Raw genomic sequence first — 23402 nt, 5'->3', positions numbered from 1 at the left:
GACTCCTGGTGCGCGCTCGCGGCCCGGCCCTTACGATCGCGGCAAACACGGGAGCGGGGGAGCGGATGGGCGTCGGCACCTGGGTGGTCACCATCGGCGTCGTGCTGGCGCTGCTCGCGGTCGACCTCGTGCTCGCCGCGCTCCGGCCGCACCGGGTCGGGTTCGCCGAAGCCGTCGCGTGGTCGGTGGGTTACATCCTCGTCGCGGTGGCGTTCGGCGTCTGGCTGACCATGGCCCACGGTGGCGAGCTCGGCACCGAGTACTTCGCCGGGTACATCGTCGAGAAGAGCCTCTCGGTCGACAACCTGTTCGTGTTCGTGATCATCATGACGACGTTCGCCGTCCCGGAGGAGCACCAGCACAAGGTGCTCACGTTCGGGATCATCCTCGCGCTGGTGATGCGAGGGATCTTCATCGTCCTCGGCGCGACGCTCCTCGCGCTGTTCTCGTTCATGTTCCTGCTCTTCGGGCTGCTGCTGATCTACACCGGCGTGCAGCTGTTCCGGCACCGCGACGCCGACCCCGACATCGAGCACAACGTCGTGGTCCGGACGGCCAAGCGGATCCTGCCGGTCTCCGACGCCTACGACGGCGGCCGGCTGCTCACCCGCGCCGGCGGCCGCCGGATGGTGACCCCGCTGGTGGTGGTCCTGGTCGCGATCGGCGGCGTCGACCTCCTGTTCGCCCTCGACTCGATCCCGGCGGTCTTCGGCGTCACCGAGGAGCCGTACGTCGTGTTCGCCGCGAACGCGTTCGCGCTGCTCGGCCTGCGGGCCCTGTACTTCCTGGTGAAGGGCCTGCTCGACCGGCTCGTGTACCTCTCGGCCGGGCTCGCGGTGATCCTCGCGTTCATCGGGGTGAAGCTGATCCTGCACTGGGCGCACGTCGACCTCGACGAGCGCGTCCCGGAGATCGCCACGCCGGTGAGCCTGGCGGTGATCATCGGCGTCCTGGTGGTCGTGACGGTCGCCAGCCTGCTCAAGACCCGGCGCGACCCGGCCGCGAAGGCGCACCCGGGATCGTTGCGAGGGGCGTCAGACCGCGAAGACCTGTGAGTCGTCGGCGAAGGCTTTGAACTCCAGGGCGTTCCCGGCGGGGTCGAGCAGGAACATCGTCCACTGTTCGCCGGCTTGGCCTTCGAAGCGGACGTACGGCTCGATCACGAACTCCGTTCCCGCCGCGCGCAGCCGTTCGGCAAGTGCCTTGAACGCGTCGACCTCGAGGATCAGGCCGAAGTGCGGCACCGGAACGTCGTGGCCGTCGACGGGGTTGTGGACGCGCTGGGGTCGCTCCGGCGCGAGGTGCGTGACGAACTGGTGGCCGTGCAGGTTCCAGTCGACCCAGGTGTCGGCGCTGCGGCCCTGGGCGAGGCCGAGGACCTCGCCGTAGAAGTGGCAGGCGGCGGTGAGGTCGTCGACCGGCATGGCTAGGTGGAAGCGGGGGATGGTCATGTCATGATGTTAACATTACGACATGAGTGCTCAAGTGGCCCCCGCCCGCCGGCGCGGGCTCGCCGACGAGGTCGCCGACCGCATCCGCGACGCGATCTTCGACGGCGCGTACGCGCCCGGCAGCCAGCTGCGCGAGGTCGAGCTGGCGAACGCGCTGGGCGTCAGCCGCGGACCGGTGCGCGAGGCGCTGCTCAAGCTGGACCGCGAAGGGCTCGTCCGCAGCGAGTGGCACCGGGGGACGACGGTGACGTCACTGTCCGAAGTGGACGTCGTCGAGCTGGACAGCCTGCGGGCGGCGCTGGAGCAGCTCGCGGTGGGGCTGGTGATCGACCGCGCTCCCGGCCTGGACGCGGTCGACGCTGCCGTGGCGCGCATGGAACGGGCAGCCGACGCGTACGAGATGGTCCGCCGCGACTTGGAGTTCCACGATGCGATCTACGAAGCGGCCGGGCACCGGCGTTTGGGTGAGGCGTGGCTGGCGATCCGGTCCCAGGTCCACTTGTTCCTGCTGACCCGCATCGGCGTCGACACCGACGGTTATCTGACGGGCATTCCCGCCGAACACCGCCGGCTGGCCGACGCACTCCGGGCGGGCGACCGGGAGGCGGCTCTGGAGCTGTTCGCGACGCACCGGCAGCACGCGTTCGACATCCTCACCGGACGGCCGTCGCCGGGCCTCGCCGAGGAGTGAGGTCGTCGCGGCGCGACATCCGGCGGCCGGGCCGGGGTTGGCCGGGCAGTGCTGGGCTAGTGCGATCGCCCGGTGGCCGAGCTGGGGTGGCGTGAATTCTTGTGGTCGAGCCGGGTTGCGGCGGGCCGGCTTGCGCTGCTGCGATCGTCCGGTGGCCGGGCCGGGGCGGCGTGAAGTCTTGTGGTCGAGTCGGGGCCGCGTGACCTCCGGCCGCCGAGTCGGGCTGGTGCGAGCGTCCGGCCGCCAAGCCTGCCGGCCCAGTGCGTGCGTCCTGCGTCTGAAACCGGCGGGGTCGGCCTTGCGGGACTCCGCGCGGTTCAGCCCGGCAGGTGGGCGGCGATCCCGGCCAGCACCCGGTCCAGCCCAGCCTCGAAACCCCGGTCCTGGCGGTCCGCCGCGTGCGGCAGTTCAGCCTCGATCATCACCCGCGTGAAACGCGGGTACTCGCCGCTGTTCATGATCATCGGGCCGTACTCGCCCTCTCGCTCCATCCACTGGTCGTGGCTGAGTCCCGAACGCCGGGCCGCCTCCTGGTCGGCCAGCTCGCTCATCACGTGGCCGAGGACGAACGCCGACAGCGTGCCCAGCGCGGCGAGCATCTCGTCGGTGCCGAGGTCCATTCCGTCGAACGCCGACAGCGTGCGCTCGCGCCAACGGAGACTGTGGGGGCCGTGGATCGCGCGGCCCGCCGCCACCGTCGGGAGCCACGGGTGTCGCAGACCGACTTCGCGCAACAAGCAAGCGATCGCGCGGAGGCCGTCGCGCCAGCCGGTGGGCAGGGTCGTCTCTTGCAGCTCGGCCATCACCTCGTCGCCCATCAGCTCCAGCACCTCGTCCTTTTTGGACACGTACCGGTAGAGCGACGTCGTGCCGGCGCCGAGCTCGGCCGCGACGCGGCGCATCGAGACGGCGTCGAGGCCTTCGGCGTCGGCGATCCGGATCGCCGCGAGGGCGACGTCGCGCCGGCTGTGGGCGGGCTTCGGGCCGCGGGTGCCGTGCTCGGGACGCAGCCAGAGCGGTGGCTGGTCGTTCGCCGGCACCGCACACCTCCCACGTTGTCGCGAACTTATTGCGAACACTGTACCCAGTTCGCTACCGTGGCACTTACTGAGCACGCTGTTCCGGGTTTTGGGGGCGAAAGATGGACTTCGACGTGGTGGTGGCCGGCGGCGGCCCGGTCGGCCTGCTGCTGGCGGGCGAGCTGCGGCTGGGCGGCGCCCGGGTGCTGGTCCTGGAGCGCGAGACCGAGACACCGCCGGCGCGCTTCGGCTCGATGGGCGCGCGGGCGCTCAACACGCCGTCGGTACACGCGCTGCACCTGCGTGGCCTGCTGCCCGCCGTCGAACGCGCCGCGGCGATGTGGGTCGGCCCGGGCACGCTGCCGCCGCCCGGAGACCGAGCGGGGGACGTCTTCGTCGGGCACTTCGCCGGGATCGGCATCCGGGCCGACCGGCTGAAGCCGCCGGGGCCGGGCGACGAGTTCTTCGGCGCGGGCGTCATCAGCCAGGCCGACCTGGAGGAGATCTTCCTTGCGTGGGCGGACGTCGAGGTCCGGCGCGGCGTCGCGCTGACCAGGTTCGCCGAGGACGACGACGGCGTGACCGTCCACACCGGACAGGGTGAGGTCCGGGCCCGCTGGCTGGTCGGCGCCGACGGCGGGCGCAGCATCGTGCGTCGCCTGGCCGGGTTCGAGTTCCCGGGCGTGGATCCCGTCTTCACCGGCCGGCAGGCGGTCGTCGACCTCGACGCGCCGGACAAGCTCGTCGCGGGCGGCTGGCAGCACGGCGACCACGGCTCGTACGTCGTCGGCGGCTGGGCCGACGGCGACGGGCCGCCGCGCGTGCACACCGTCGAGTACGAGGTGTCCGCCGACCGGGACACGCCCGTGACGGCGGCGGAGATGCAGGCCAGCCTGCGCCGGGTCAGCGGCACCGACGTCGCGGTCACGCGCGTGCACGTCGGCACGCGGTACGCGGACACCACCCGGCAGGCCCCGACCTACCGGCGCGGCCGGGTGCTGCTCTGCGGCGACGCCGCCCATGTGCACTCGCCCGCGGGCGGGCAGGGCCTCAACCTGGGGATCGGGGACGCGGTCAACCTCGGGTGGAAGCTCGCGCTCGTCGCGCGTGGCCTCGCCCCGGAGTCCCTTGTGGACACCTACACGCCGGAACGGCACCCGATCGGCGCGTGGGTGCAGCGGTGGAGCATGGCGCAGACGGCGCTGACTGCCTCGCGCGGACCCCGGGCCGAGGCGTTGTACGGGGTGCTGGCCGACCTGCTCGACACGCCGGACGGCGCGACCCACGTGGTCTCGAGCATCGGCGGCGGCTGGCAGCACTACGACATCCCGGGCGACTTCCCGCTGATCGGCCACCGGGTGCCGGACCTGGCCCTGGACGACGGAACGACGTTGGCGACCCGGTTCCGCGACGGCCGCGCGGTGCTGCTGGACGCGGACACCGCAGCGACGCCGGTGGCGGCGGAGTGGGGGAGCCGCGTCCGCGTGGAGACGGCGCGGCCGTTGGCGTTCCCGGACCAGCGGCTGACGGCGCTGGTCCGCCCGGACGGCTACCTGGCGTGGGCTTCGGTCGGCGACCTGGATGAGCAGGACCTCCGCGAGGCGATGACGACCTGGCTCGGCCCGGCCGGGTAAGCCCACCGCGCGTGGCGCGGGCGGGTGTTGACGGCACCGCCTGCCGGCGCGGATCGTGGGACCCATGGCGACACGCATGGGCGCGCGGTTCACCGGTGACCTCGCCGAACTGCGGTACGAACCGGTGGCCAAGCGCGTCCGCGCCGTCGCGGGTGGACGGACGTTCGCCGACTCGCGGCGGGCGGTGCTGGTCTGGGAACCGAAGAGGGTTGTCCCGTCCTACGCCTTCCCCCTGCCGGACCTCCGCGCGACGCTGACCTCGTCGGACGACGCGTCGGCGCCGGAACACCCGGTCCAGCTCGCCGAAGGCGGCCCGCCGGTCCTCGACCCGCGGACCGCCTTCGCCGTGCACACCTGCCCGGGCGAGCCGCTGACCCTCGACGGCGACGGCGTGACCTTGCCGGGCGCGGGCTTCCGTTTCGCCGACGACGACCTGGCGCAGCACGTCGTCCTCGACTTCGCGGCCTTCGACGAGTGGCTCGAGGAGGCCGAACCGATCGTCGGCCACCCGCGGGACCCGTTCGCGCGCATCGACGTCCGGCGCAGTGACAGCCGGGTGCGGATCGAGGTGGACGGCGTCGTCGTGGCCGACTCGGCCACGCCCCGCCTGCTGTTCGAAACCGGCATCACCACCCGCTACTACCTGCCGCGCGAAGACGTCCGGATGGACCTGCTCACGCCGTCGGACACGCGCACCACCTGCGCCTACAAGGGCCACGCGAGCTACTGGTCGGTCGGCGCGCACCGCGATCTCGCCTGGACCTACGACGAGCCGCTGTCCGACGCGCGGGACATCGCCGGGTACATCGCCTTCCTCACCGAACGCGTGGACGTCGTCCTGGACGGCGAGCGTCTGCCGCGTCCCGTGACGCCGTGGTCATAGCAGCAGGTCATCCGCGCTCCCGATCTCCCGCGCGGCGCCGGTCGACTCCAAGCGCTCCAACGGATCGGCGTCCGGAAGAGCGCCGAACGACAGGCCGGTCAAGTCGGCGATCCGGCGCACCGGCACCTGGTACGTCCGATACGCGCCGTAGTCGAACTCACCCGACGACTCGAGCCCGTGGATGAGCTCCTCCTGGCTCAGCAGGTACGCCGTCGCCGAGAGGGTGCCGTCGGCCTTGACCATCGCGACGACCTTCCAGAACTGGCGCGGCAGCTGCACCCCGCGGTAGCGGTCGTCGTCCTCGGCGAGCACCGGGCCGGTCACCACCGTGACCTTCAGGTCGGCGTTGTCCGCGTTGTTGAGCACGTAGTCCTCGAGCCCGGCCCACGTCGTCTTGTTCTGGTTGAAGTCCTCGTGCTGCGGCGAGCAGTTCGTGAAGTGGAACGTGTCGTCGTTGCCGAGCTGCGCGATGGCGGCCGTCGCGCCCCACGCCGGGTCGAGGCGGCGGACCAGGTGCCCGCGGTCGAGCGGGTTGGCCCGGTAGATCTCCTCGCCGACCTGCTCGCCGGCGTCCACGCGCGGGTCGAGCGACCAGCGGTCGGTCTCGCGGCGCAGGGACTGGCTGGTGCGCCCGTCGATGTTGACGGCCGTGAAGAACGCCAGGCGCCGCACCTTGTTCATGACGACGCTGAAGTGGTGGTACGGCAGGACGTACCGCGGCTCGGCCGTCGCCTGCCGGTTGGTCGCCGCCAGCGCCGCGAGCGCGTCGGACAGAACCGGCAGCGGCACGGTGTGCCCGGGCAGGAAGTCCGGGTCATAGCCCTCGCGGTTCGAGTAGTCCGGGTCGATCCGGATGGTCTCCGGCGCCGTGGGCGGTTCGGCGCGCAGCCGGATGTCGACGGGCATCGTCAGCGTCAGCACCTGCGGAGCGCCGTCGGGCCGGGCCGGTGTGCCGCGCTCGGGCCGGGTGGCGAGCCGGTCGAGCAGAGCCTGCTTCGCCGCGGTGAACCGCTGCCCGTGCAGGAACTCCAGCAGCCGGCTGACGCGGATTCCCTCGTTGAGGAAACCGCCGTACTCCGCGTGGCCCTCGGCCGGGACGCTGGCGTGGTGCAGCGCCACGACCTCCCACTGGTCGTTGAACACCGGCGAGCCCGACGACCCGGGTTCGGTGTCGGTTTCGTAGTGCAGGAACTTCTCGAGGACGTCGACGATCCGATTTTCGCGCAGCGCCACCTGTTTCTTGCCGCCGCGCGGGTGCTGGATGATGGTGACGAAGTCGCCGACGATCGCCTTGCCCTCGCTGCCGATCAGCCGGTTGAACCCGAAGGGCCGCAGTTCGTCCGCGGTCGCCCTGACGGCCACCAGTGCGAAGTCGAGGTCCTCGTCGGCGACGAAGAAGCGGTCCGGGTCGAGCCCGAACGCCCGCACCGGCCGGGGCAGGCCGTCGACGCCGTCCTGGTAGTCGAACTCGATGACACTGGACCCGGCCGTCGCGGCGTCCGGCAGCACGTGGTGGTTGGTGAGCAGCAGATCCGGGGAGATCATCGAGCCGGTGCCGTAGCCGGTGAGCCGGCCGCGGCCGTCGCGGATGTTGACCCGGCCGATCGCGGCCGACGCCGTGACGCCGCCTTCGAGGTACCCCACGCCGAGCAGGTCGTCGGTGAGCACGATCCGTTCGAGGATGGCGCCCGCGGCGGTCATCGCCGCCGGGTCGCCGGCCGCGATCGCCGCCGGGTTCACCGGCCGGACGTCGGGGTAGTACCGGCCGAGCCGGTCGATCCGGGTGGCGACACGGCTGGGCTCGTCGGCCTCGGCGATCCCGCCGGGCTTGCGCAGCAAGGCGATCTTCGCGTGCCGTTCGCCGGTGCGCTCGGCGGCGCGCACGGCCGTGGCCCGCTCCTGTTCGGACTGTCGGTCCGTCGTCACGTCCACGATGCCTCCCCGGCGGCCGGAAACATGGCGTAAGTCGGGTTTCGCCGGGACGCGTTACAGGATTCCGGCCGATTCGGCGAAGATTGTTTTCACACCGACCGAACCGGGAGCACGATCGCCGACGCGTGGGCCGCGTCGTGGTGGACCTCCTGGTCCGCCGCGCGCAGGGTGACCGCCGTGGCGTGGGGCTCCCCGGTACCGGGATTGCGGGCGAAGCGCGGGAACGCGCCGCTCGACACCTGGACGCGGATGCGGTGCCCGCGCCGGAACCGGTGCGCCGTCGGCCACATCCGCACGGTGACGGCGGCCAGTTCGTCAGCTGACGTCAGGCTGACGAGCCCGTCGCAGACGTTGGACGAGTGGCCGTCGGGGTCGACGTCGCAGAGGCGGATGAACACGTCGGCGAAGGGCAGGCTGCTGCGGAACCAGATCTCCGCGCTGACGTCTCCGATGACCTCGACGTCCTCGTCGAGCGCGGCCGTGGTGTAGGTGAGGACGTCGGCGCGGGCTTCGAGGGCCGCGTTGTCGACCCGTCCGGCGTCCGGGGCCATCCGCACCCCGCCGGCCGCGGGTGTCGGGTCCGCCGGGTCGTAGCGGTAGCGATCGGGCTCTGACGCGCCGGGCGCGTCCGCGGCGAGGGTGCCGCCGGGCTGGAGGTGGAACCGTTGCGGCGCATAGCCTTCCGGTGGCCAGGACGTGAAGTCACGCCAGGCTTCCTCGCCCATGACGAACAACCGGACCGGCGCGCGCTCGGGCGGCTCCTCGCCGCGGGCGTGCGCGAGCCCGAACTCCATGGCCTCCCGGACGGTGAGGCCCGCGCCGGCGAGCAGGTCGGGGCGGCCCGCGTGGGTCCAGGGCCCGACCGTCAGCCGGGGCCGTCGTCCCGCGTCCTGCAACGTCCGGAAGTCGCGCAGCTGACCGGGCAGGAAGATGTCGTACCAGCCGCCGATCGAGCTCACCGGCACGGTGACGTCGGCGACGCGCGGCCGATGGTCGATCGCCGCCCACCGGGGGTGGTTTTCGTTGTGCGCCAGGACGTCCTGGATGTAGTCCGAGCGGTGGCCGATCGCGACGACGTCCGCCTGGGCGAGCGGGAGCGTGCCCAGCGCCCGCTCCAGCTTCTTCGCCTGGCCGCGCTGCCGGAGCAGCCCGAACCGCCGCTCCTGGACGGCGACCTGGACGCCCCAGCCGAACGGCGTCTCCAGCGAAAGGCCGTCCTCCCGCAGGAACTCCAGCGTCAGCCCGGACTCGGTGACGTGCGGGATCATCGCCTTCACCTGCGGGGGCAGGCGATCGGCGACCGCCCACTGGACGTAGCCGAGGTAGCTGGCCCCGACGAGCACCATCGCGTCGCCGAACCAGGGCTGCCGCACGACCCAGTCCAGCGTCGCGAGGCCGTCTTCGCGCTCCTGCCGCAGCGGGTCGAAGACGCCGCCGGAGCCGAAGCCGCCGCGGGTGCTCTGGATCAGCACCTGGAAGCCGCGTTCCGCCAGCGGCCGGGCGAAGAGCGCGCCGAAGGCACCCTTGCGGCCGTAGGGACTGCGCACCAGCGCCGTCGGCAGGCCGTCCCCGCCCGCGCGCGGCGCCCACCGGTCGGCGAGCAGCTCGGCGCCGTCGGGCATCGGGACGCGCAGGTCGCGCTGGACGACCAGCTTCCGGGTCGCCGGGGCGGGCAGCTTCAGCAGACGCTCGAAGAGACGGCTGATCACCGGTCGGCCTCCTTCGTGATCATCGAGGTGACGACCGAGCGGATCTGCATCAGCCGGTCGGTGAACTCGTCCGGGTCGAGGGGCTCCGGCCCGTCGACGACCCACGCGTTGACGACCGCGCCGGCCCCGCCGGTCAGGAACGTGGCCAGGTCCTCGATCCCGCGCGGGTCGAGGACGTCGCCGAAAGCGCGGCCGAGGTGCCGCCGGTTGAGCGGGAGGAACAGGCCGGTCAGCGCCTCCGTGAACGCGAACGCCGACGCTCCGGTCAGGAGGGCGCGGTAGAAGCGGCGGTGCGCGGCGAAGTGCTCGGCCAAGGCCAGGAGGGACGCGCGTTCGTCGCCGGGTGGCTCGGCGAGCAGCTCCCGCCGGACGAGGTCCTGCGCGGCCTCGAGGACGAGCGAGTCGCGGTCGCCGAACTGCTGGTAGAGCACTTGGCGGCTGACGTCCGCGGCCTCGGCGATCTCGGACACCGCGACGGCGGCGGACTCCCGTTCGGAGACGAGCTCGACGGCGGCCCGCATCAACGCCGCACGCGACCGGCGCACCCGCCGGTCCTTGACGGGAGCTTCGGTCGTCCAGTCGGCCCGCATGACCTCGATAATGGACAGGTGTCAAGAAAATGGCAAGTGTTCGGCAACGGCCTTGTGCGAGCATGCCGTCATGTCTTCGACCATGCGGGCCTTCGTGCTCACCGGGCCGCGCCGGGGGGCCGTCCACGAGGTCCCCGTGCCGCGGGCCGACGCGGGGGAGGTCGTCGTCGACGTCGAACGGGCCGGGGTCTGCGGCACCGACGTCGAGTTCTTCACCGGGGAGATGGCCTACCTGCACCAGGGCCACGCTGCCTACCCGATGCGGCTCGGGCACGAATGGTGCGGCACCGTCTCCGCCGTCGGGCCGGGCGTCGACCCCGCGTGGCTCGGGCGGCGGGTCATGGGGGACACCATGCTCGGCGACCGGACGTGCCGCCGCTGCCGGAAGGGGCACCAGCACACCTGCGAGCGACGGCAGGAGGTCGGCATCCGCGGCGGGCGGGCGGGTGCGCTGGCCGAGAAGCTCGCCGTTCCCGCCTGGTCGCTGCACGTCCTGCCCGATGCGGTCGACGCCGCGCTGGGTGCCCTGGTCGAGCCCGGAGGCAATGCCTTGCGGGCCGCGCGGGCGGCTGGGGCCGGTGCCGGCGACCGGGCCCTCGTGCTCGGCCCGGGAACGATCGGCCTGCTCACCGCGATGTTCCTGCGCGCCGCGGGCGCCGAGGTCCACCTCCTCGGCCTCGCCGGCAGCACTGGCGGTCTCGGGTTCGAGCACGTCTGGACCCGCGAGACGCTCCCCGACCTGCCTTTCGACGCGGTCGTCGACGCCACCGGTGCGCCCGATTCGCCCGCGCTGGCGCTGGACCTGGTGGAACCGGCGGGCCGGGTCGTCTACATCGGACTGTCCGGCCGTCCCAGCCTGCTCGACAGCCGCGCGCTGGTGCTGAAGGACGTCACCGCGATCGGGGTGCTGTCCGCGTCACCGGGGCTGGCGGACACCATCACCGCCTACGCCGCCGGGACCGTGGACCCGCGCCCGCTGGTCGGGGCGACCGTCGCGCTGGACCGGGTCGGCGCGGTGCTCGCCGGCGAGCGGTTCGGCGCTCCGAAGGTCCACATCGACCCGCGGCTCTAGCGCGGTGAGGCCAGCGTCGTCGGGCGGCTGCGCCCGCGCAGGGTGACGTCCTCGGTGGCCCGCCACTGGCCCGCTTCCTCCGCCGCCGCGGCCTCGACGGCCGTCCACGACGCCAGCAGACGGCCCGGTGCGTTCTTCGCCAGCTCGGTCAGCCGGGCGGCTTCGTTGACCGGGTCGCCGATCACCGTGTACTCGAACCGGCGCGGGTCGCCGACGTTGCCCGCCACCGCGTCGCCGGTCGCGACGCCGATGCCGGCCGGGCCGTCCGGCACTTCGAGCGCCAGGCGGCGGGCGATCGCGCGGCCGGCGGCCAGCGCGCACGTCGCGTGGTCGCCGAGCGGCGCCGGCGCCCCGAAGACCGCCAACGCGGCGTCGCCGACGAACTTGTTGACCAGCCCGTGGTGCCGGTCGACCTCGTCGACCACCACCGCGAAGAACCGGTTGAGCAGGCCGACGACCTCCTCGGGCGGCCGGCTCGCGGCCAGCGCCGTCGAGCCGACGAGGTCGACGAACAGCACCGACACCGTGCGGACCGTGCCGCCGAGCTCGGACGTGCGCATGGCCTCGACGGCGACCTCGTGGCCGACGTGCCGGCCGAACAGGTCGCGCATCCGTTCCCGTTCGGCCAGTCCGGCCGCCATGTCGTTGAACCCGGCCTGCAGCAGGCCCAGCTCGGTGCCGTCGTAGACCGGGATGGCCACGTCGAACTCGCCGGCCCGGACGCGGCCGAGCGCGTCGCGGACCGAGGCGATCGGGTTCACGACCGCGCGGGCGGTGAACACGGTGACCAACAGGCCGAAGCACAGCACGACCAGGCCGAGCGCGATCACCGACACGGCGAGCTTCGTCGTCGAGACGTCGCCGCGCACCCAGGCCAGCACCGCCGTGACGACCAGCCCGGCCACCGGCACCCCGGTGCCCAGGCACCAGAACAGCAGCATCCGCAGGTTGACGCCGCCGCTGAGCGGGCGCGGCGGCGCGGTCCCGGCGAGTGCGCGGGCCGCGTACGGCCGCAGGGCGAACTCGCCGGAGAGGTAGGCGATCGCGCACACCACGACGCTCGCGAACGCGACGACCAGGAAGACGGTCAGCGCGACGGCGGGCTGCCGGAGTACGGCCAGCGCGGCGAACACCACCGTCGCCACACCCCACAGGACGGCCTGCATGAGCGTGAGGCGCAGGGGAACCCGCAGGCTGGCGACGCGCTCGGCTTCGGTCGGGCGGCGCCGTTCGGCCGCCCAGCGCAGGGTCCGCAGCGCCCCGCGAGTGCCCCAGAGGGTGCCGACGACGACTGCCGACACGACGTAGACCGGTACGGCGACCGCCGTGACCCGCACGAGGTCGGCGGACATGCCCGGGGCGGGCATGAGCAGCGCCGCCAGCCCGACGACCACCAGCGCGCCGATGACGTTCGTGGCGATCAGGGTGGCGGTGAGCAGGCGCTGGACCCGCCGCCGCAGTACGGTGACGTCCTGGTCGAGGGGCCCGAGCAGCCCGGAGCCGAACGGCCCGGACCGGGTGGGGATGTCGCTTCGTGAGTGCACCGGTTCCCGCCGTTCGACGCGATTGAGTGAACGAATGTACACCGACGCGTCCAAGGCCTGCGAGCCGGTTCACGCCTCCGAGTGGCTGACGACTGTCCCGCCGAGCGACCTTTCGTCGTCCTTGAGCCGACGGGTGTGTACTGGGCCGGGTATGTGTTACGGTTGGTAACAGTGAACTTGGGTAACACCTGTCAAGGAGGTCGGCGATGACCAGCACCAGCGAACGCGAAGCGGGCGTGACTGAGCGCGAGACCACCGCGCGCCGGCTGCTGGACTCGGCGGAGCAGCTCTCCTACGACCCCGTCAAGGAGGTCGACTGGGAGACGCCGCTGGACACGGGCTACCACGGTGCGAGCCCCGAGTGGAGCACGCTCTACGGCACGTCCTACTGGGCCGAGATGACGCCGGAGCAGCAGCGCGAGCTGACTCGCCAGGAGGCGGCGTCGGTGGCCAGCACCGGGATCTGGTTCGAGATGATCCTGCAGCAGATGATCCTGCGGGACTTCTACGCCAAGGACCCGACCGACCCGGCGTTCCAGTGGGCGTTGACGGAGATCGCCGACGAGTGCCGGCACTCGATCATGTTCGCCCGCGGCGCGGCGAAGCTGCGCGCGCCCGCGTACCGGCCGCGCAAGTTCGTCGTCGAGGCCGGCCGGATCTTCAAGGCGACCGCGACCGGCGAGGCGGCCTACGCGGCGATCCTCGTGGCCGAAGAGGTCCTCGACGTGATGCAGCGCGACTGGATGCGGGACGAGCGCGTCGTCCCGTTCGTCCGGACCATCAACAACATCCACGTCGTCGAAGAGTCGCGCCACATGAAGTTCGCGCGCGAGGAGACCCGCCAGCGGCTCGAGGGTGCCGGCTGGGTGCGGCGGCAGGTCAACGCGCTGGTCGTCGCGATCGCGTCCTACGTCATCGTCGGCAGCATGGTCAACGGCAAGGTCTACGAGAACGCCGGGCTCGACGGCAAGCGCGGGCGCCGCGAGGCGAAGGCCAACGAGCACCACAAGTCGATGCTGCGCTCGAGCTGCTCCGGGCTGATGGAGTTCCTGCACTCCGCCGGGCTGCTCACCAAGCCCGCGCTGTGGTTCTACAAGCGCGCGAACCTGATCTGACGTCATGGCCTTCGCGATCACCCAGACCTGCTGCGCCGACGCGTCCTGCGTGTCGGTCTGCCCGGTCAACTGCATCCACCCGACGCCGGACGAGCCGGACTTCGGGCGCACCGAGATGCTCTACGTCGACCCGGCCACGTGCATCGACTGCGGTGCCTGCGCCGACGCGTGCCCGGTCGACGCGATCTTCCCGGCCGGCGACCTGACCGGGCCGCTGAAGGTCTACGAGGAGATCAACGCGGAGTACTACGCGGGCCGGGACGTGCTCGCCGAAGCGACGGCCGCCCCGAACTTCCACCGCTGGTCCCCGCCGGAGTTCGCCCGGGTCCTGCCGAGTGACTTCGCGGCGCTGGACGTCGCGGTCGTCGGCACCGGCCCGGCGGGCATGTACGCCGTCGAGGACCTGTTGCTGCACACGGGTTCCCGGGTCACGCTGATCGACCGGCTGGCCACGGCCGGCGGCCTGATCCGCTACGGCGTCGCGCCCGACCACCCGTCGACGAAGAAGATCGCCGAGACGTTCGCGCGGTTCCACGACCACCCCCGCCTGCGGCTGCGGCTCGGCACCGAGGCCGGTCCCGAGCTGGCCGACCGCCACGACGCCGTCATCTACGCGGTCGGGGCCACGGAAGCCCGTCGCCTGGGTGTCGCCGGTGAAGACCTGCCGGGCAGCCTCCCGGCCGCTTCGGTGGTCGGCTGGTACAACGGCCACCCGGACATCGCGCCGGACGCCGTGGACCTCTCGGCCGAGCGCGTGGTCGTGGTGGGCACGGGCAACGTCGCCCTCGACATCGCCCGGATCCTGACGGCCTCGCCCGAATCGCTGGCCGGGACCGCGATCGCTCCCGCGGCGCTGGCCCGGCTGCGGTCGAGCAAGGTGCGCGAGGTCGTGGTGCTGGCCCGGCGCGGGCCGGCCGACGCGGCGTACACGCGGCCGGAACTGCTGGCGCTGGCGGCGCGGGGCGACCTCGTCGTGGACGCGCACGACCCGCGTGTCGGTGCGGCGATCGACGCCGGGGAGGGGAAAGCCGCGTGGTTGAGCGGGCTGCCCCGCGTGGCGGTGGACTGGTCGTCGCCGCCCCCGGACGGGCGGCGGATCGTGCTGCGGTTCCACTCTTCGCCGCTGGAGTTCACCGGCGACACCGAGGTCCGCGGCGTCCGCGTGACCGGCGACGTCGAGATCGTCGCCGGCCGCGTCGTGCGGGCCGCCGGGTTCCGGGGCGCCCCGGTGCCGGACCTGCCGTTCGACGCGGACACGGGGACCGTGCCGAACGTTTCCGGGCGGGTCGAGCCGGGGACCTACGTGGCGGGCTGGATCAAGCGCGGCCCGTCGGGCGGGATCGGCGCCAACAAGGCGTGCGCCCGGGAGACCGTGGGCGCGCTGCTGGACGACGCGGTCGCCGGTCGGCTGCGGACCCGGCGGCGCGGGCTGCTCCGCCGCTGAGCCGGTCCGGTCAGGGCCGGTGGCTGGTGTGGGTGAATTCCACAGTGGACAGCATCGAGGTGTCCGAAGGGCTTGTCCGCTTCCGGCCGAAGGCCAGGACTTTCGCGGGCTCGACCGCGAACACCGCGACGTCGTCGTGGCCGCCCTGCCGGAACCCTTCGTCGGTCGTCTCGTAGACCCAGCTGCCGTCCCACTTGGCCAGCCAAGCTTCGGCGAGACGCTCCAGTGTCGGGCGGTCCGTGACGCGCCGGGCGACGCCCTCGACCATCACGTCCAGGGCGTCGTCCCACGAGTCGCTGCCGGTGGTCAGCACGACGTTCGGGTTCGCGGTCAGGTTGAGGTACTTCTGCTCGGTCTTGCCGGTGCTGAAGTGGAGGGCACCGTCGAGCCACACCGCGACCAGTGGAGTCACGTGCGGCCGGCCGTCGGCGCGCACCGTCGTGAGCCAGCTGATCTGGGCGTTTTCGAGTGTATGGACCGTTTCGGCCCAGCCGGTGGCCTCGGTGCCGGGGTCGCTGAACCGTTCGTCGAGCCGGGTTTCCATCGTCACTCCGTTCGGTCGGCCGCTATCCGGCCAGCCGGTGCAGGACGGCGGCCGCCAGCGCGGTGCGTTCCATCATCCCCTCTACGCTGATGTGCTCGTGGCGGGCGTGCGCGCCGTCGCCGACCGCGCCGAAGCCGTCCAGGACCGGGTGGCCCAGCGCCGCCACGAAGTTGCCGTCGCTGGCGCCGCCGACCGAGCACTCCCGCAGCGTGACGCCCAGTTCCGCGGCCTCCTCGCGGGCCAGCTCGTACAGCCGTGCGATGGCTTCCGACCGTTCCATCACCGGCCGGTTCCAGCCACCGGTCACCTCGACCTTCGCCCGGGAGTCGTGCGCCGCGAGCGCCGCCAGGCCCGCGTCGATGCGGGCCGCCTCGGCCGCGCTGGACACGCGGACGTCGATCTCGCCGGACGCGGCGCCCGCGATCACGTTCTGCCGGGTGCCCCCGGTGATCACGCCGACGTTCACCGTGGTGCCGGCGTCCGGATCGGACAGTCCGTGCAGCGCGAGGATCGCCCGCGCCAGCTCGTCGATCGCGCTCGCACCCTTCGTGGGGTCGAGCCCGGCGTGCGCCTCGACGCCCGTCGTGTGCACCCGGAACAGGCCGACGCCCTTGCGCGCGGTCTTCACCGCGCCGTCGGCGCTCGCCTCGAACACCAGCGTCGCGCGCGTCCCCGCGGCGGCTTCCTCGATCACCGGCCTCGACGCCGGGCTGCCGATCTCCTCGTCGCCGTTGAGCACCAGCCGCACCGCCGGGCGCGGCAGCCCGGCCGCGTCGAGCGCGCGCAGCGCCCACACCGCGTGCACCAGACCCGACTTCATGTCGAAGATCCCGGGGCCGGTCGCGCGGTCACCGTCCACAGTGAACGGCCACGCGGCGAGTGTCCCCAGTGGCCACACCGTGTCGTAGTGGCAGAGCAGGAGCACCGGCTCGCCGGCGCCGGGGAAGTCGTAGACCTTGATGTCGCCGTACCGCCCGCCGTCGACGTCCCGGACGTTCCCGGGTGCGCCGAGCCGCTCGCGCAGCCAGCCGTCCACCCAGGACAGCCCGCGGTCCAAAGCGGACTTGTCGTCGCTGGGTGTCTCGATGCCGACGTAGGTCGCGACGTCGTCGAGGAGCTCGTCGCGGTGCGTGCGCACCCACTCGTGCAGTTCGCGGATCACAGCGCTCGCTCCAGTTCCGTCAGGTGGTCTTCGGACATCGCCGCGGCGCCGGTCTCGACGTCACGCAGCCTCGTCAGCATCGCACGCAGCAAGGGGACGTCCGCCGTCGCGAGCACGGGCGCGTAGTGGTGGTGGACCTCGACCGGGCGGTGCCGGACGGCGATGTCGCGCCAGATGCCGCTGCGGTCCTTGGGCTGGGTCCGCAGCCACGCGACGAGCCGGTCGGTGGCCGCCTCGCGCCCGGTCGCACCCGGCAGGTAGGCGGCCGGGTCGAACTGGTCGAACGGCTCCAGCGTCCGGTCGCCGGCCGCGGCGAACACCTCCGCGGTGAGCGCGTGCATGAGCGGCCGGTGCCGGTCGATCAGGTCGGCCATCGGCGCGTCGGCCAGCGCCGTCGTGGTGAGCATCGCGCCGAAGCCGAGCTTCGCCCACAGGTAGCCCTCGACGTTGGCGGTCGCCTTCGCCGGGCCCCACGCCTGCAGGTCCGCGACGACCTCTTCGACGCGGTCGGTGATCCGGCCGTCGGGCTCGCCGACGACCAGCGCGCCGAGGCCGCCGTCCCGAACGACGCCGGGCTCGACGACGTCGGCGAAGAGGTTCACGAACGCCCCGACCGTCCTTTCCGGACCGACGTGCGAGGCGATCAGTCCTTCGTTGAGCCCGTTCTGCAGTGAGACGACGAAGCCGTCGTTCGCCAGTCGCGGAGTGAGCCACGGCAGCACCGTCTCGGTGGCCTGGGCCTTGACGGCCAGCAGGACCCGGCCGAGCACCGGCGGGGCGTCGTCCGGGAGGAAGGCGGGCAGGTCGACCGTCTCGTCGCCGTCGGGGCGGCGCAGGGTGAGGCCGCGGTCCGCGATCGCCGCGACGTGCGCCGGGTCGGCGTCCACGATGGACACCGGGTGCCCGGCCCGCGCGAGGTGGAACGCGAGTGTCCCGCCGATCGCGCCGCCGCCGACCACGGTGTACGAGCGCCGGTCAGACATGGGCTTCCTCTCCTTGTTGCACGGCGGTCTCCCCGGCCCAGTGCAAGGGAAGGCCGGCCGCGCCCGCGGTCGAACCGCCGTCGACGCGCAGGACGGCACCCGAGATCCAGCCGGCTTCGGGACCGGCGAGCCAGAACACCGCGTCGGCGATCTCGCGCGGCTCGCCGCGCCGGCCGAGCGGGTTGACCGACACCGCCGCCGCGTAGGCCTCGGTGACCGGGTTCGCGTCGCTGTCCACGGTGACGAAGCCCGGGCTCACGGCGTTGACGCGGATGCCGAGCGGGCCCAGCTCGACCGCGCACGCCTTGGTGGCCATCTCCAGTGCGGCCTTCGACGTCGCGTAGTGCGCGGCGCCGGGACGGGCCCGGGTCGCCGCGCCGGAGGAGATGTTGACGACCGCGCCGCTGGTCCCGGCCTTGGCGTGCGCACGTCCGAAAGCGACAGTGGTGAGCAGCGCGGCCCGCACGTTGACGTTCTGCACGCGGTCCCAGATCGCCGCGGTCATGTCGAGCAGGGGAGTGGCGGGGTAGATCCCGGCGGCGTTGACCAGGACGTCGACCGCCCCGGCCCGGTCGACGAGCCCTTCGGCGTAGTCCGCGTCGGCGAGGTCGCCGGGCAGCTCGACGACCTCGCCGGGCAACCGGGCCGCCACTGTGGACAGTTCCGCCGCGCGGAGGTCGGACAGGACGAGGCGGTCTCCCGCCGCGGCGAACCGGGCCGCGATCGCGGCGCCGATGCCACCGCCGGCGCCGGTGACGAGCACGGTCCGCACTACAGCACCTTTCCCTTCGTCTCCGGCATGGTGAGGTAGACCGCGACGCCGATGAGCGCGGCGGCCGCGACGTAGACCCACACGAGGTTGCCGAGGTGGTTGGCGTTGAGCCAGGTCGTGACGTACGGCGCGGTCCCGCCGAAGATCGCCACGGCGAGCGCGTACGGCAGGCCGATGCCGGTGGTGCGGACCTCCGGCGGGAACTGCTCGGCCATGATCACCGCGCAGTTCGCCGAGTACCCGACGATCAGGACGAGCCCGATCAGCTCGATGACGAACACGCTCCAGAAGCTGTTGCCCAGGAAGTGGAACGCGGGCCAGGCGAACACCACGAACCCGCCGGCGAAGATCGTCATCGTCGGCTTGCGCCCGAGCCGGTCGGACAGCAGGCCGCCGAAGGGCAGCAGCGCGATGAACACGACCATGGCGAGGGTGTTGGCCAGCAGCGCCGTCTTCAGCGGGATGCCGGTGGCCAGGTGGGCGTAGGCCGGCATGTAGGAGACCCACACGTAGTAGATCAGCGTCCCGGCGATGGTGACGCCGGCGACGCGCAGCGCGGCCTTCGGGTGGTCGCGCAGCATCGCGACCACCGGGTTGCGCCGCGGCTTCGCGGCGATCTTCGTGAACGCCTCGGTCTCCTGCACCGAAACTCGCAGCCACAGCCCGACCAGGCCGAGCAGCCCGGCGAGGCCGAACGCGAGCCGCCAGCCCCAGCCGCGCAGGTCGGCGTCGGACAGCGTCGAGTTGAGGATCGTCCCCATCAGCGCGGCGAGCAGCGAGCCGAGACCGACCGAGACCTGCTGCCAGGATCCGGCGAACGCGCGGCGTCCGGGCGCGGCCGACTCGATGAGGAACGCCGACGACGAGCCGAACTCGCCGCCCGCGGAGAAGCCCTGCACGAGCCGGGCCAGCAGCAGCACGATCGGGGCCAGCACGCCGATCGCGGAGTACGTCGGGCAGACCGCGATGACGATCGACGCTCCGGCCATCAGCGAGATGGTGAGCGTCAGGCCCTTCTTGCGGCCCCTCCGGTCGGCGTACGCGCCGAGCACGGCGCCGCCGATCGGCCGCATGACGAACCCGACGGCGAAGACGGCCAAAGTGGACAGCAGGGCCGTGGTCTCGTTGCCACCGGCGAAGAACTGGCCGGCGAAGACCGGGGCGAACGTGGCGTAGACGGCCCAGTCGACCCATTCGACGGTGTTGCCGACGGCACCGGCGACGATCGCCTTGCGCTGCCGGGCCGTCAAGCGGTGGCTGACGACGGTGTCCACAGTGGTCATGACCGCTCCTTCAGGACGTGGTCGACGATCTGGGCGTGCGTGGCGAACCAGACGCCGTCGTGGCCGGAGATGTGGTCGAGGAGGTCCGCCAGGATCGCGATCCGCGAGCGGTGGCCGATGATGTGCGGGTGCATGGTCAGCTGGAAGATGCCGCCGTCGGCGAGGGCGGCGTCGAACTCGTCGAGCCAGATCGAGAGGACTCCGCGCGGCGGGGTGTAGGGCCGCAGCGAGGCGAACCGGTCCATCATGAAGTACGGCGCGTCGTCGCGGATCCACTCGACCGGCAGCTCGACGACGCCGGTGGGCTCACCGTTCTCGATCAGCTCGTAGCAGTCGTCGTCGGCCATCAGCGACGAGTCGTACTTCAGGCCCAGCTCGCGCGTGATGGCGAGGGTGTGCGCGGAGAAGTCCCAGGACGGCGTCCGGATCCCGACCGGCCGGGTGCCCGCGAGGCGTTCGAGGACGTCGGCGGCGCGGAAGGCGAGGTCACGCTCCTCGGTCTGGGTGAGCGCGGTGTTGCGTTCGTGGATCCAGCCGTGCAGCGCGACTTCGTGGCCGTCGTCCACATAGGACTTGACTTCACCGTCGTGCAGCAGCGCCGACACGGCGGGCATGAAGAACGACGCGGGCGCGTCGTGCTGCCGCAGCAGCTTCAGGATGCGCGGCACGCCGACGCGGGCGCCGTACTCGCCCTGGGCCATCTTGCCGGGCAGGACGTCGCCGTCGCGCAGGGCGGGCGTCTCGTGGTCGGAGTCGAAGGACAGGGCCACGGCGACCTTCGCGCCGCCGGGCCACGACGCCGGGCGCAGCGCGCGTCCGGCGCGGACGTGCTCGACGTGTCCGCGCCACGTCTGTTCGTCCCACTGCCACGGTTGTTCCGTCATGCGTCCTCCAAGCTGGCGGCGGGCGTCGGGGCCCACGCGCGCTTGAGCGTCGAAACCTGCAGGGTCACGTCGGCCTCCCGGAGCCCGGGCAGCGCGCCGACGACGTCGGTGGTGTGGCGGTAGAGCTCCCCGTAGTGGCGCAGCACGATCTGGCCGACGAGGTTGAAGCGGCCGGTGGTGGCGCTGAGGTACTTCGTCCCGGGGTGGGCGGCGAGCTGCTGCCCGGCGCGGTCGAGCTCGCCGGGGACGACCGAGAGCCAGAGCATGAACTCGAGCGCGTAGCCGAACATCGCGGGCTCGGCGAGCGTCCGGAACCGCAGACAGCCCCGGCGTACCAGCGAATCGACCCGGCGGGCCACCGTGGACTCGCTGGTGCCGACCTGTTTGGACACTTCCTTGAAGGGTGCCCGCCCGTCCTCGCCGAGGACGGCGCAGATCGCGAGGTCGAGCTCGTCGAGCTGCTCGGGCGGACGCTCCCAGTGCTGCTCCTCGAACGGACGGACGTCGCCGCCGCGCAGCTCCTTCGCGGTCTCGGGGCTCAGTTCGCCGGAGTCCCAGTCGTGGTTGGAGGTGAAGGTCCGCATGACGGCGAAGGTCTCGGCGTCCCGGATCGCTTCGGCGGCGGGGAAACCGTTCTCCTGCAAGGCGGCGATGTCGGCGTAGGACGGCAGGACGAACTCGGCGGAGCAGTCGGCGCTCCCGGCGAGCACGGTCGCGTACCGGACGTCGGGCCGGGCGGCGAGGGCGTCGGCGACGGCGGCGGCCGCACCGGGGCGGCACTTCAGCCGGGCGATGACGGGCACGCCGAGGCCGCACCGGAGCACGTCGACGACGCCGATGACCCGGAGCCGGCCGCTCTCGGTGAGCTTTTCGGCCCGCCGGAGGACGGTGGACTCACTGGCGCCCACGTGCCGGGCGATGGCGCCCCAGGACGCCCGGCCGTTGAGCTGGAGCGCGGCGACGATGCGGCGGTCCAGTTCGGTCGCTTTGCCTTCGATCTGCACAGAAGGCATCCTGCGTGCAGGAAAACGTCAAGTCAAGGGGTGGTGATGCAAGAAATCGGCAAAGCCCGGATCAGTCCGTCTAGAGGACCGGGGTTGCCGCTGCGAAGGCGTCGGCTGCTGCGAGGTCGAACTCGCCGTGGTCGCTGCCCAGGCCCTGGGCCACCAGCCCGGCCGCCGCGCAGCCGAGCACCGCGGCCTCCCGCAGAGAACGGCCCAGGCCGACGCCCCGCAGGAAGCCCGCCGAAAACGCGTCGCCGCAGCCCGTCGTGTCGAGCACCGGCACCTCGAACGCCGGCACCGCGATCGTCTCCTCGGGCGTTACCACCAACGCCCCGCGCGCGCCCCGCGTGACCGCGACGCACCCGACTCCGCGCTCCAGTAACGCGCGGGCGCCGTCCTCCAGCGAGACCGCGCTCGTCAACCCCAGCACCTGCTCTTCGTTCGGCAGCAGGTAGTCCAAAGAGGACAGGGCGGGGTCGATCCAGGCGAGCACCCCCGGGTCGCCGGGTGCCAGCAGGTCCGCCGACGTCACGACCCCGGCCAAGCGCGCCGGCACCAGGATCGACGCCGCCGCGGCGCCACCCATCAGCTCCGGCCCGCCCAGGTGCAGGTGCGTCGCGCGGGAAATCTCGGCCAGCGGAGCCTCCGACGGCTCGTACCCCAGGTTCGCCCCCGGCACGTGGAACGCCGGCCGGCTGCCGTCGGGGCGGATCGGGAGCACCGACGCCGACGTCTGCACGCCCGGGCGCCGCAGGACCATCGACGTGTCGATGCCGTATTGGCCGAGCATCGACAGCAGCAGGTCGCCGATGGGGTCGTCGCCGACCGCGCCGGCGGACCGGACCCAGGCGCCGAGCTTCGCCAAGGTCACCGCGGTGCCCGCGGCCGTCCCCGCCGGGCCGAACCGGATCTGCTCCACCAGCGTCGCGCCCTGGCCCGCCGGGATGGCCTCGACCGGCCGGACCTGCACGTCGAACACGTGCGCGCCCAGCGTCACGACGGTCTGCGTCATCGGTCCTCCAGCCGCCGCGGCCGGCCGTACTCGCGCTGCACCGCCGCGGTCACGACGGCTTCCTGCTGTAACTCGTCGAGTGCGCGGGGCGCGCCGAGCGCCGCCGCCCGCACGTACAGGCCGCACGCCCACTCCAGCAGCAGCGCGTTGTCCATCGCCGCGTCCAGCGTCGGGCCGTGGGCGATCGCGCCGTGGTTGGCCAGCAGCGCCGCCGCCTTGCCCTCGAGCGCCGCGAGCGTGCCCGCGGCCAGCTCCGACGAGCCGAACACCGCGAACGGCGCAACCCGGACCGAGCCGCCCAGCGCGAGCTGCTGGTAGTGCACGCAGGGGAGCTCGTCGAGCACCAGCGACACCGCGGTGGCCTGCGGCGAGTGCGTGTGCACCACCGCGCCCGCGTCGTAGCGCCGGTAGATCCCCAGGTGCAGCTCCAGTTCCGAGGTCGGCGCCAGCTCCCCGGCGACGACCTCGCCGTCCAGGTCGACGACGGTCACGTCGTCCGGCGTGGCCGCGCCCAGCACGATCCCCGTCGCGGTCACCGCCACGTGCTCGCCGGCCCGGACGCTGACGTTGCCCGCGGTGCCGACCAGCAGGCCTTCGCCGGCGAGGCCGTTGCTGGCGCGGGCCACCGCCCGCCGCGCGTCGTCGAGTACGGAACTTCCCACTGCCATGGCCCG

22 protein-coding genes are annotated in these 23402 nt (G+C 72.6%); 7 read left to right on the top strand and 15 right to left on the bottom strand.

Annotated features, from left to right (window positions below):
* The first annotated feature begins 65 nt into the window (after nucleotides 1-65).
* Nucleotides 66-1055 carry a TerC/Alx family metal homeostasis membrane protein gene (locus ACZ7PG_RS00900; RefSeq protein WP_470237009.1) on the top strand — a complete coding sequence of 330 codons (990 nt, stop codon included), beginning with the start codon at nucleotides 66-68 and terminating at the stop codon, nucleotides 1053-1055.
* On the opposite strand, the gene ACZ7PG_RS00895 is transcribed toward ACZ7PG_RS00900, so the two are convergent.
* Nucleotides 1035-1451, bottom strand: a complete 417-nt coding sequence (locus tag ACZ7PG_RS00895; RefSeq protein ID WP_470237008.1) for a VOC family protein — start codon at nucleotides 1449-1451, stop codon at nucleotides 1035-1037. The genes ACZ7PG_RS00900 and ACZ7PG_RS00895 overlap by 21 nt on opposite strands.
* 22 nt (nucleotides 1452-1473) lie before the next feature.
* On the opposite strand from ACZ7PG_RS00895, the gene ACZ7PG_RS00890 reads away from it, so the two are divergent.
* The gene (locus tag ACZ7PG_RS00890) at nucleotides 1474-2142 is read left to right on the top strand and encodes a GntR family transcriptional regulator (RefSeq protein ID WP_470237007.1); all 669 of its coding nucleotides are present in this window, start codon (nucleotides 1474-1476) and stop codon (nucleotides 2140-2142) included.
* Nucleotides 2143-2459: 317 nt separating this feature from the next.
* Here ACZ7PG_RS00890 and ACZ7PG_RS00885 read toward each other — a convergent pair whose 3' ends face one another.
* Entirely contained in the window at nucleotides 2460-3182 is a 723-nt protein-coding gene (locus tag ACZ7PG_RS00885) for a TetR/AcrR family transcriptional regulator (RefSeq protein ID WP_470237006.1), read from the bottom strand.
* A 101-nt stretch (nucleotides 3183-3283) separates the two neighbouring features.
* Here ACZ7PG_RS00885 and ACZ7PG_RS00880 point away from each other — a divergent pair, with 101 nt between their 5' ends.
* Nucleotides 3284-4795, top strand: coding sequence for an FAD-dependent monooxygenase (locus ACZ7PG_RS00880; RefSeq protein WP_470237005.1), 1512 nt, complete (start codon nucleotides 3284-3286; stop codon nucleotides 4793-4795).
* Nucleotides 4796-4859: 64 nt separating this feature from the next.
* Entirely contained in the window at nucleotides 4860-5678 is an 819-nt protein-coding gene (locus tag ACZ7PG_RS00875) for a DUF427 domain-containing protein (RefSeq protein ID WP_470237004.1), read from the top strand.
* Here the strand turns inward: ACZ7PG_RS00875 and ACZ7PG_RS00870 are convergent.
* The 3 genes from ACZ7PG_RS00870 to ACZ7PG_RS00860 all read right to left on the bottom strand — a co-directional run bounded on the left by ACZ7PG_RS00870 (nucleotide 5673) and on the right by ACZ7PG_RS00860 (nucleotide 9909).
* Nucleotides 5673-7604: a DNA/RNA non-specific endonuclease gene (locus ACZ7PG_RS00870; RefSeq protein WP_470237003.1), complete on the bottom strand. Its 1932-nt coding sequence runs from the start codon at nucleotides 7602-7604 to the stop codon at nucleotides 5673-5675. The genes ACZ7PG_RS00875 and ACZ7PG_RS00870 overlap by 6 nt on opposite strands.
* A gap of 95 nt (nucleotides 7605-7699) precedes the next feature.
* Entirely contained in the window at nucleotides 7700-9319 is a 1620-nt protein-coding gene (locus tag ACZ7PG_RS00865) for a CocE/NonD family hydrolase (RefSeq protein WP_470237002.1), read from the bottom strand.
* Nucleotides 9316-9909, bottom strand: coding sequence for a TetR/AcrR family transcriptional regulator (locus tag ACZ7PG_RS00860; protein ID WP_470237001.1), 594 nt, complete (start codon nucleotides 9907-9909; stop codon nucleotides 9316-9318). Before ACZ7PG_RS00860 ends, ACZ7PG_RS00865 begins: the two co-directional genes overlap by 4 nt.
* A 70-nt stretch (nucleotides 9910-9979) precedes the next feature.
* Here ACZ7PG_RS00860 and ACZ7PG_RS00855 point away from each other — a divergent pair, with 70 nt between their 5' ends.
* Entirely contained in the window at nucleotides 9980-10981 is a 1002-nt protein-coding gene (locus ACZ7PG_RS00855; RefSeq protein ID WP_470237000.1) for a zinc-dependent alcohol dehydrogenase, read from the top strand.
* Here the strand turns inward: ACZ7PG_RS00855 and ACZ7PG_RS00850 are convergent.
* Nucleotides 10978-12525, bottom strand: coding sequence for an adenylate/guanylate cyclase domain-containing protein (locus ACZ7PG_RS00850; RefSeq protein ID WP_470236999.1), 1548 nt, complete (start codon nucleotides 12523-12525; stop codon nucleotides 10978-10980). The genes ACZ7PG_RS00855 and ACZ7PG_RS00850 overlap by 4 nt on opposite strands.
* Before the next feature lie 206 nt (nucleotides 12526-12731).
* Here ACZ7PG_RS00850 and ACZ7PG_RS00845 point away from each other — a divergent pair, with 206 nt between their 5' ends.
* Nucleotides 12732-13640 carry an AurF N-oxygenase family protein gene (locus tag ACZ7PG_RS00845; RefSeq protein ID WP_470236998.1) on the top strand — a complete coding sequence of 303 codons (909 nt, stop codon included), beginning with the start codon at nucleotides 12732-12734 and terminating at the stop codon, nucleotides 13638-13640.
* Between the two features lie 4 nt (nucleotides 13641-13644).
* A complete protein-coding gene (locus ACZ7PG_RS00840; protein WP_470236997.1) occupies nucleotides 13645-15084 on the top strand; it encodes an FAD-dependent oxidoreductase in 1440 nt (479 codons plus the stop codon).
* 10 nt (nucleotides 15085-15094) lie between these two features.
* Here the strand turns inward: ACZ7PG_RS00840 and ACZ7PG_RS00835 are convergent, their stop codons facing one another.
* From ACZ7PG_RS00835 to ACZ7PG_RS00795, 9 genes are all read right to left on the bottom strand, one after another.
* On the bottom strand, nucleotides 15095-15628 hold the full coding sequence (locus tag ACZ7PG_RS00835; RefSeq protein WP_470236996.1) for a pyridoxamine 5'-phosphate oxidase family protein: 534 nt from the start codon (nucleotides 15626-15628) through the stop codon (nucleotides 15095-15097).
* 22 nt (nucleotides 15629-15650) lie between these two features.
* Entirely contained in the window at nucleotides 15651-16790 is a 1140-nt protein-coding gene (locus ACZ7PG_RS00830) for a M20 family metallopeptidase (RefSeq protein ID WP_470236995.1), read from the bottom strand.
* Complete coding sequence (locus ACZ7PG_RS00825) at nucleotides 16787-17773, bottom strand: ketopantoate reductase family protein (protein ID WP_470236994.1); 987 nt, start codon at nucleotides 17771-17773, stop codon at nucleotides 16787-16789. Before ACZ7PG_RS00825 ends, ACZ7PG_RS00830 begins: the two co-directional genes overlap by 4 nt.
* Entirely contained in the window at nucleotides 17766-18545 is a 780-nt protein-coding gene (locus tag ACZ7PG_RS00820) for an SDR family NAD(P)-dependent oxidoreductase (RefSeq protein ID WP_470236993.1), read from the bottom strand. Before ACZ7PG_RS00820 ends, ACZ7PG_RS00825 begins: the two co-directional genes overlap by 8 nt.
* Nucleotides 18545-19828 (bottom strand): MFS transporter, encoded by a 1284-nt coding sequence (locus ACZ7PG_RS00815; RefSeq protein WP_470236992.1) that lies wholly within the window; start codon nucleotides 19826-19828, stop codon nucleotides 18545-18547. Before ACZ7PG_RS00815 ends, ACZ7PG_RS00820 begins: the two co-directional genes overlap by 1 nt.
* Nucleotides 19825-20712, bottom strand: coding sequence for a polysaccharide deacetylase family protein (locus ACZ7PG_RS00810; protein WP_470236991.1), 888 nt, complete (start codon nucleotides 20710-20712; stop codon nucleotides 19825-19827). Before ACZ7PG_RS00810 ends, ACZ7PG_RS00815 begins: the two co-directional genes overlap by 4 nt.
* Nucleotides 20709-21716, bottom strand: a complete 1008-nt coding sequence (locus tag ACZ7PG_RS00805) for an Lrp/AsnC family transcriptional regulator (RefSeq protein WP_470236990.1) — start codon at nucleotides 21714-21716, stop codon at nucleotides 20709-20711. The genes ACZ7PG_RS00810 and ACZ7PG_RS00805 overlap by 4 nt, the downstream gene beginning before the upstream one ends.
* 79 nt (nucleotides 21717-21795) lie before the next feature.
* Nucleotides 21796-22728, bottom strand: a complete 933-nt coding sequence (locus tag ACZ7PG_RS00800; RefSeq protein ID WP_470236989.1) for a carbohydrate kinase family protein — start codon at nucleotides 22726-22728, stop codon at nucleotides 21796-21798.
* Complete coding sequence (locus ACZ7PG_RS00795) at nucleotides 22725-23396, bottom strand: class II aldolase/adducin family protein (RefSeq protein WP_470236988.1); 672 nt, start codon at nucleotides 23394-23396, stop codon at nucleotides 22725-22727. Before ACZ7PG_RS00795 ends, ACZ7PG_RS00800 begins: the two co-directional genes overlap by 4 nt.
* Nucleotides 23397-23402 lie beyond the last annotated feature (6 nt).

It is taken from the genome of Amycolatopsis sp. NPDC114504 (assembly GCF_055633595.1).
This window is presented reverse-complemented; position numbering and strand designations above follow the sequence as displayed.